Raw genomic sequence first — 9502 nt, 5'->3', positions numbered from 1 at the left:
GAATTATGTAAAAATGCTAATAAAAATCTAAAACTAATATTTTTACCACCATATTCTCCAAATTTAAATCCTATAGAAAAGTATTGGGCAACATTAAAGAAAAATTTGAAAAAAATAACTAAAAATAACAAGAGCCTTGAAGAATCTATTTACGAACTTTTTTAAGTTCGACTACTATAAGTAATCAAAAAAATAATAGTTTCTAAATAAATAATAAATCATATAATATATTGTAGGTTATAATAATTGAGGTATTTTGCGTATTTTACTAATTATTTTTTAATATAAAGTATAACTTACAATAAATTAAAATAAAAAGGTGAATATTATGAAGTATGGAATTGATATAAGTTCTTACCAAAGAAATATAGATTATAATAAGGTAATTAAAAATATAAATTTTGCTATTTTAAGAGTTGGTTTTGGGGTTAACTATTTGCCTGAATCACAAAAAGATAACCAATTTGAAAATCATTATAAAGGTTTATATGGTAAGATACCTATTGGAGGATATTATTATGCCTATGCAAATGCAATTGGAGAAGGTAAAAAAGAAGCAGAAAATTGTTTAAAATATTTAAATAATAAAAAACTTGATTTACCAATTTATTATGATATAGAAGATAATTCTATGAAATGTATTAATGATGTAGTAAGAGAGTTTGTTGATACAATAAAAGCAGCAGGATATGATGCAGGTATTTATTGTAATATGAATTGGGCAAGAAATAAAATTGATTTAAGTAAATTTCAAGATTGTTCAATATGGATTGCAATGTATGGAAGTAATAATGGACAGATACCAAATAATAGACCTTCTATAGATTATAATGTATGGCAATATACTTCTAGAGGGATTGTAGATGGTATAAATGGATATGTAGATATGAACATTGCGAATGATGATTATCTATCAAATAAAGAACCAGATGATACAATTAAAAAATCAATAGATGAAGTTGCTCAGGAAGTAATAAATGGATTGTGGGGAAATGGTGAGGATAGAGTAAATAAATTAACTGTTGCTGGTTATAATGCACAGGAAGTTCAAAATAAAGTAAATGAATTATTAAATGCTAATAATGAAGATACTTATATAGTTAAAAGTGGTGATACATTAGATGAAATTGCTAAAAAGTATAATACAACAGTAAATAGTATTGCAAAAAAGAATAACATAAAAGATGTAAATAAAATTTATATTGGCCAAGTATTAAAAATATAAGTAACTCGTTGTGCTAGTTAATTTTTTCAATAATAAAACTCCAACAAATATAGCAACCTAAGATTATCAATACTAATTTAAAGGAGGTTTACTATATGATGTTGGAGCTTAATAATTATTATATCCAGGAGTTAGAAAATTTAACAGATTTGTTTACAAATATTTTTGTAATTATAGATGATATATACAATGAAATTATACCTATTGGTATAATGAATAGATGTAATATTAAGGATAGCAAACTTTCAGATAGTGAGATAATTACTATTAGTATAGTTGGAGAACTTTTAACTATTGACTCAGAGAAATCATTTTTTAGTTTATTAAAAAGAGAATATAAAGAACTATTTCCAAGATTAGGAGATAGAACTAGATTTAATAGAACTAAAAGAAATTTACATTTAGTAATATCTAAAATAAGAGGATATATATCTGAATTTATGCAACTTTATTCTAACAATATAAGAGTTATAGATAGTATGCCTATTCCTGTATGTGAGTTTGGAAGAGCTCATTTTAGTAAATGTTTCAAAGGCGAAGCCTCCTATGGAATATGCGCTTCTAAAAAAGAAACTTATTTCGGATTTAAATTTCATGCACTTACTACTGTAGATGGATTTTTAACTGATTATGTTATAACTCCAGCAAACATAGATGATAGAAATGCGGTATGGGATTTATGCGATAAATATAGATCTATCTCTATAATCGGAGATAAAGGATACATTAACAAAAGGCTAACGCCTGAATTAAAAGGTGAAAGAGATATAAATTTACTATTCTTAAAAAGAGAAAATAGTAGAGATAACTATCCAAAAGAAGTAAGACAACTATTATTTAAAGTTAGAAGAAGGATAGAAACTAGTTTTTCTCAATTAACAGAACAATTAAATTTAAATAAGGTTAAAAGTAAATCAATGCTAGGATTTATGACTAGAACCTCAATAAAAGTTTTGGCTCATAATATTTCATTTCTAATAAATAAATTGATGAGAAATGATGATTCTATGGCTAAGATAAAAAGATTAGTATTTGGTTAATATTTACAAATACTAATCTTTATGGGATATTGTTTTTTGAAAAATCAACTTACTTTATTTGGAAAATAATTTTAACTAGCACAACAGATTAAGTAATAAAAACTTACAATAGTATATGTCAAGCTATTTGCATGTTAAGTAAAATATTAAATAAACTAAAAAATGATTAGATTATCGATATATTTTGTAAATAATCTAGTTGTTTCTAATATATTAGTGCATATATATTAAAATATCATAGAAAATGTGAATAATGATTAAATAATATAAAAATAATATCTTAATATAAAATGTACCCTATAGAGTAGACACCTAATAAAAGGTCTGACCTATAGGGTATTTTGTTTATAAGGAAATTCTGTTATCTTGAAGCTGATGAAGCTTCTGTATATAGAATATAAGAATTTTTATCACAATACATGTAAATAATGGTAATCGATAAAAATGACAAGTTTCACCAAAATATAACAGTATAAAGGTGTTATAATGTCGGAGTTGAGTGAAAATTTTTTCACGTAGTAAATATAATGAATAGGGGAATGTTAAAAATGAATTGCAACTATTGTAAAAGCACAAAACTTGAATATTTATTATCTGATACAAATTCCACATATACTTATTGCAGTAACTGTAAGAAGAATTTTGACTTAGCTCATAAACATATAGCTATAGACGCTCTTTTAAAAAAACTTTTAAATATCTTAAATACTTCAAATGAAAGAAGTTTAAAAATCGAAGTTACGCAAGAAAATGGTTCGATTTTACTTATAATCAATAATATAAGGGTTTTTAAAACTGATTTTAAATATGATTTTCTGAAAAAAGATGTATATTATTTAGAAAATATTATTTCAGAATTAGTTCAAGATTCTTATAAATTTAATTTATCAAAAGTTGATATAATAGTAAGTGAATAAAAAATAGATTTATAGAGGTTAATAGAGTTATAATGCAAAATCTATTTAGAACAGTAGATAGAATAATTGATTTATATATAAGTTAATAAACAAAACGTAATAAATGAAATTATAAATATATATTATAATTTTGAATCTATATTAAATAGAAGATAGTCTATTAGATAGGACACAAAAAATTAATATAAGGAGATGTTGCAATAAAAGCAACATCTCTTTTTTAATAATAAAATAAGGAGAAAATAAAATGATAATTAAAATTTGGAAAGAGCAAGATTTAGAGTTAGTAAGTGAACTACCTAAGCAAGTAAAAGAAGTTATAAAAGAAAATGTACAGATTTTAGTAGAAGAGTACGGAGAAGAAAGGACAGAAGAAGACCTTGGAGGATTTATTGCACTAACAGATGAAGAAGGAATAAAAGAACTAAAGGAAAATCTACTAAAAAATAAGATACAATAAAAAATTTCTTAAATGAGTTGAGCATAGAGTTCTCAGATGACAAAGTTGAGGTTGATAAAACTACTTATAATCCATCTCGTATTTGTAGACTATACGGAACAATAGCATGTAAAGGAGACAATATACCAACAAGACCACATAGGCAAGCGATAATAATTTCAATTAGAGGTGAAGGTGAGATAGTTACTATATCTCAGATAACTAAAATAGTATCTAAACTACAGGATAAACATAATATAAATACTGAAGTAACAGCAGAAATAACCAATAAAAAATTAAAAAATGTGAACAAGAAAAAAGATGAAGCTGAATGGTTAGAAAAATATGAAATACAAGTTTCTCATCGTAAAGAAGAGGCAGATAAAATAATATATGTATTAAAGCAATGTCCTTGGAATGAAGAGCATACAGATAAAAGTGCATATGTTATCCAATATAATAATGGAAACATAGTAGCAGGATGTCATCATAATTCTTGTTCAGAAAATAACTGGAGTACACTTAGAAGTAAATATGAACCTACAAATAAAGTTACTAATGAAAATATCGACAAATATGACGGTAAAAATGAAGATAAAAAAGGTCAAATAGATATATTAATAGATATCGTTGAAGATATAGAAACATATAGGACATCTATGGATGAGACATATGTAACCATCCAAATTAGAGAAAATAATGAAAATGTAAATGTAAAATCGGAACGTTTTAAAAAATGGATTGTTTCACAATTTTACAATATAGAATCGAAAATACCTACGAATGACAATATAGCTAAGATAATACTACTTTTAGAATCTAGAGCAATGAATGAAGTAAATGAAGTGTTAGTAGAAAGAAGATGCGCTACAGTTGATAATTGCATTTATTATGATTTAAAAGATGATAGCTGTAACGTTGTAAAGGTATCAAGAGATGGTTGGGAAATTATTAAAGATCCACCTGTTATATTTGCTAGAACAAAAACAATGTATAGACAAGTGACACCAGAAAGAAATGGTAATCTTGATATATTAGATAAATGGTTTAGATACAAAGATGAAAACCATTTAATAATTCAAAAAGTAATATTAGTAGCTTCACTTATACCAAACATAGCAAGACCAATACAAGTACTACATGGAGAAAAAGGTTCATCTAAGACGAGTACAATGAAGCTGGTAAGAGATATAATTGATCCAGCAATCGTTCCAGTAGTATCTATCCCTAAAACAATAGATGATTTAGCAGTATATATTTCAAAGAACTATGTTCCTTGTTTTGATAACATAGATACAATAAGTAATCAAGTTAGTGATTTATTATGTATAGCTGTCACAGGTGGTGGACACACAAAGAGAAAGTTGTATACAGATGATGAAGAGCAAGTTATGTTCTTCCAAAGATTCATAGTATTAAATGGAATTAATGTGGTAGCAACAAGACCAGACCTTTTAGATAGATGTATATTATTAGAACTAGAAAGAATACCTCCAAATGAGAGAAAAGAAGAAAAAGTACTTAGAGAAGAGTTTGAGAAGGACAAACCTATAATACTAGGTGCAATATTTGAAACACTATCTAAAGCAATGAGTATATATGACCAAGTCGAGTTAAATAACTTAGGTAGAATGGCAGATTTCACAAGATGGGGATATGCAATAGCAGAAGTTTTAGGTATAGGAGGAGATAAGTTTTTAGAAGCTTACTTGAATAACCAAAATAATGCTAATATAGAAGTTTTAGAATCTCATCCTGTAGGATTTGCAATGTATAAGTTCATGGAAGACAAGACTGTATGGTCGGGTTCACCTACAAAACTTTTATCTGAATTAGAAATAGTTGCAGGTTTTGAAAAGATAGATACCACAAATAGTAATTGGGCTAAAACACCAAATGTATTATCAAAAAGATTGAATGAGATAAAGAGCAATTTACTAGATGTAGGTATTGAATTTGAAAGAAGTAAAGGTAAAAACAGAGAAATCAAAATAACTAGAATGTAATAAATTTAAAAATGTACTAGGGGTATTTTAGTATTCCTAGTATATATAATCATAATTTGGAGGATAACTATGGATACTGTGACAATGGAACAGATAAATGGAGATGAAATAATAAATATACTAAGTGATATAATTCAAAAACACATAATAAAGACTAATGAAGAAAATGGAGGAGATGACAATGAGTAAAAAAGTAGCAATATATTGTAGGGTATCAACGATAGAACAAGCTGAAGAAGGTTTCTCAATTGACAGTCAATATCATAATATTAAAGAATACTGTAAGAATCAAGGTCATGAAATCTATAACCTTTACGAAGATAGAGGAATAAGTGGAAAGAATATAACAAATAGACCAGGAATAAAACAATTGCTAGAGGATGCTACTAAGAATAAGTTTGATTTAGTAGTTGTTTGGAAATTAAATAGGATAAGTAGAAAATTACTAGATATACTTAATATAGTAGACTTACTAAATAAGCATAATATAGCATTTCGTTCATTAACAGAGAACTTTGAAACAGAAACACCATCAGGTAAACTTCAACTTAACATAATGGGAGCAATAGGGGAATTTGAAAGAGAAACTATTGCTGAAAATGTGAAGATGGGATTATTAGCAAGAGCAAGAGAAGGAAGATGGAATGGTGGTGTAGTTTTAGGGTATACCCTAAAGCCAAATTTAAAGATTAGTTTACAAGTATGTTTATAAATAAAAGATTTATTGCATGGTTAAATCATTATTTTATAATAGCATAAATATTCTGATAATAAAAGGCTTTTATTGGAAAAAAAATACAATTAATATAAAAATAGAAAATATAAGAAATTAAGGTATAGTTAATTAAGAGATGTATATTTATGAAGAAGAAAAAATTATTAAAATTTATATCTAGTATAGCGATGGCACTTATGATTATTTTTTCAAATACATTAAATATTTTTGCAAATGATATTTATAATAATTTAGAATCGAGCATTATAAAAGAGACTGAAGATATTGACTTAGAAGAAGAAAAAATAGTAAAGATTGAACTAGATAATAAAGCAAGAAATATATTAGGAATTGAATATATAAAGGTTAAAATAAGTGCAAGTTATGACTCAAAGAATAAGATGCATGTATGGAATTTCAATGTTGATATACCAATATCTATATTTGTTAAGCCTCCATTAAAGTTAAAAGTACAGATACTAAGGTCAAATACAGAAAATGGTACTTATAGTAACTATGGTATATTAAAGGATTTTGGAAATGTAAACACTATAAAAAACTATAAGCATTCTGTTCCAGCTAAAACAGGATATTATAAAGTTAAACTTATATCTCAACTAAAGCCAGATGGATCAAATTCATATTTACCAGCTAAAACAGTAAATACTTATTATGGATTGCTAAATAGAACTGGAAAGTTATGGAATGCATCATATACAGATAAAAAATCAGGAAAAACATTAGGTAAACCTAGAGCTGATTATGTAAAAAATACTATACATAAAAGGCCTAGTAATTTAAACACAACATATTATAATGAATATAAGCGTAGATATGGAGTAACTTTAAATTCATCATTATATGATGTTCATCACATAAAGCCATTAGCATATGGTGTAGATAATAGTTTTTCTAATTTAATACATTTACCAAAATCAATTCACAAAACTGTTACTAGCTGGTTTAGTGGATACTAATAATTAAAAGGATAATAAAATGAGTATATTAAAATATTATATATCAACTGAATATCCAGTTGAATTAAGTAATGAATTAAAAGATCATGTGAGTATATATTCTAAACGAAAAAGTAATAATAAATTAATTATTTTGAAAGAATTAGACTATATAAATATAAATATAAGAAATTTACTAAAAAACAATTTTGTATATGAGGTAGAGTTTGAAAAAACAAATACGTATTTGCAAGAAAAAGTTATAGAGTTAATCAATAAAATAATAAAGTGTAATATATTTAATGGATTTAATGCGATTGAAATTTATTGTAATGAAGATAATGATTTAGAAAAAGTTAATTTAAAAATAAAAGATGTAGATGAAAATATTTTTTTTGAAAAAAATACACTAATAACAATAGGTCAATTCAAATTAGAGAATATAAATACTTTATTAGTAAATGAAAAAAATATAAAAATATTAGCTATGAAAAAGGTTCAGAATTATTTTATATTAGATATTTTATCTGAAGTTAGGTTTATTTATAATAATCAAGATGAAATTGAGGAGATTGGTACATCATTATATATTGAAAATATAAATGTAAATGATTTAAATCTTGAACTATACTCTAGTCACAATATTTTTATATTAGAAAATAATGATTTAGAAGATAGAAAAAATGCATTTGACTCAATGATATACTTAAAATATAAGGAAGAAAATCTTATTAATGATAATATGAAAAATATATGTATAACTAGATTAATATATCTCTTAGAAGAAAATTTAGACAAAGTAGATAGTTTAAAAATAGAATTTGAAATTGATGGAGCTATGAAAGTATTTGAAATGTAATATATATAATGTATATAAAGCTGGAAACTGTGTCTATAAAGTATTTGTTTCAACCTTATTGAGTTGGTAAGGTATATTATTTCTTAAAAAATAAGGCTTAAATTAAGCCTTATTTTTTTCTATAAAATTCTCAAGCCAAAGTTTAGATTTTTCATTATTAGTAAAATGATTTTTAAACTCATGATTTAGTAGAATTACCTAATGAGGGAAAGAAAAGAAAGAATACTAGATTAGAAATAAATGAAAAAGAGGCAAATACAGTAAGAAGAATATTTGAACTATACAGCCAAGGTCATGGATACAAGGCAGTAGTAAATAGAGTAAACAAGGAAGGTCATAAGACGAAAAGAAATGGTTTGTTCGCAGTAAGTACAGTAAAGGAGATACTTCAAAATCCAGTATAAATTGGTAAGATAAGGTACAATGTAAGGCAAGATTGGAGCAAGAAAAGAAGAAATAATATAAATGCAAATCCAATACTTTCAGATGGAATACATGAACCAATAATTGATTTGGAAACATGGAATAAAGTACAAGTAATACTAAAGGAAAGAAGTAAGAAACATAATAAGGTCTACGATTGTGAATTTCCTTTAACTGGAATACTAAGGTGTCCTGTATGTGGAGCAGGAATGACAATTAGTAGGTCTACTGCTAAAAGGAAAGATGGAACTAGAAGAATAAATGAATACTATTCTTGTGGAAATTGGAAGAATAAAGGAACAGCAGTATGTAATTCAAACTCAATAAGAGTAGAATTAGCTGATGAATATGTACTAAATAAGATAATGGAACTAATCAATGATGAAACTATATTAAGGAAGGTAGTAGATAATATAAATCAGAATAAATCTACTAAGTTAAAACCAATACTAGAGCACTTAGAACAGATAAATAAAGAGATAGAGAAACTAACAAGTAAGAAGAATAAAAACATAGAACTATTTGAAGATGGAATATTAGATAAAAGTGAGTTGTCACCAAGAATAAAAGTAATAAATGATGACATTGAGAAACTAAAATACAGAGAGCAAGAGTTAAAACAAGATCTTCAACTAGCAGAAGGAGATCCAATACCATTTGAGATAGTAAATGAAGTAATGAAAAGATTCAAAGAAGTATTCTTTGAAATGAGTACAAGTCAACAAAGGAAACAACTAATACATCTACTAGTTTCAAAGATAACAATAAATAAAGAAAGAGAAATAGATAGCATAGAAATACAAATAAATGATGATGTGATAACATACTTAATGAAGGATAGGTTACCTAAAGAACAAGGTAACCTATCCTTTTTACATTTACTTGGAATGAATTGTATAAATCTGAAAATAGTAATATAATA

At 25.6% G+C, this 9502-nt stretch carries 10 protein-coding genes and 1 pseudogene; all 11 read left to right on the top strand.

What is annotated here, in order from left to right:
* Positions 1-165: transposase (locus BN7997_RS15140; protein ID WP_195906791.1), on the top strand; the 165-nt coding region annotated here is incomplete at its 5' end.
* A gap of 163 nt (positions 166-328) precedes the next feature.
* Positions 329-1225, top strand: coding sequence for a GH25 family lysozyme (locus tag BN7997_RS12825; RefSeq protein WP_071121142.1), 897 nt, complete (start codon positions 329-331; stop codon positions 1223-1225).
* A 98-nt stretch (positions 1226-1323) separates the two neighbouring features.
* Entirely contained in the window at positions 1324-2265 is a 942-nt protein-coding gene (locus BN7997_RS12820; protein ID WP_071121436.1) for an IS982 family transposase, read from the top strand.
* 548 nt (positions 2266-2813) lie between these two features.
* Complete coding sequence (locus BN7997_RS12815; RefSeq protein WP_071121141.1) at positions 2814-3182, top strand: hypothetical protein; 369 nt, start codon at positions 2814-2816, stop codon at positions 3180-3182.
* Between the two features lie 247 nt (positions 3183-3429).
* Positions 3430-3642 (top strand): hypothetical protein, encoded by a 213-nt coding sequence (locus BN7997_RS12810; protein ID WP_071121140.1) that lies wholly within the window; start codon positions 3430-3432, stop codon positions 3640-3642.
* Positions 3643-3659: 17 nt separating this feature from the next.
* A complete protein-coding gene (locus BN7997_RS12805; RefSeq protein WP_071121139.1) occupies positions 3660-5627 on the top strand; it encodes a hypothetical protein in 1968 nt (655 codons plus the stop codon).
* 181 nt (positions 5628-5808) lie between these two features.
* Positions 5809-6339, top strand: coding sequence for a recombinase family protein (locus BN7997_RS12800; protein ID WP_071121138.1), 531 nt, complete (start codon positions 5809-5811; stop codon positions 6337-6339).
* A 149-nt stretch (positions 6340-6488) separates the two neighbouring features.
* Positions 6489-7319 (top strand): hypothetical protein, encoded by an 831-nt coding sequence (locus tag BN7997_RS12795; RefSeq protein WP_071121137.1) that lies wholly within the window; start codon positions 6489-6491, stop codon positions 7317-7319.
* Positions 7320-7338: 19 nt separating this feature from the next.
* Positions 7339-8157 carry a hypothetical protein gene (locus tag BN7997_RS12790; protein ID WP_071121136.1) on the top strand — a complete coding sequence of 273 codons (819 nt, stop codon included), beginning with the start codon at positions 7339-7341 and terminating at the stop codon, positions 8155-8157.
* Between the two features lie 236 nt (positions 8158-8393).
* Positions 8394-8699, top strand: a pseudogene (locus tag BN7997_RS16255) (recombinase family protein); the annotation flags it as partial.
* Positions 8697-9500, top strand: a complete 804-nt coding sequence (locus BN7997_RS12785; RefSeq protein WP_278335273.1) for a recombinase zinc ribbon domain-containing protein — start codon at positions 8697-8699, stop codon at positions 9498-9500. The pseudogene BN7997_RS16255 and the gene BN7997_RS12785, both read left to right, overlap by 3 nt.
* Positions 9501-9502 lie beyond the last annotated feature (2 nt).

It is taken from the genome of Romboutsia timonensis, assembly GCF_900106845.1.
GTDB classification, from domain to species: Bacteria; Bacillota; Clostridia; order Peptostreptococcales; family Peptostreptococcaceae; genus Romboutsia; species Romboutsia timonensis.
The sequence above is the reverse complement of the archived record's forward strand: the minus strand, read 5'-3'. Positions and strand labels throughout refer to the sequence as shown.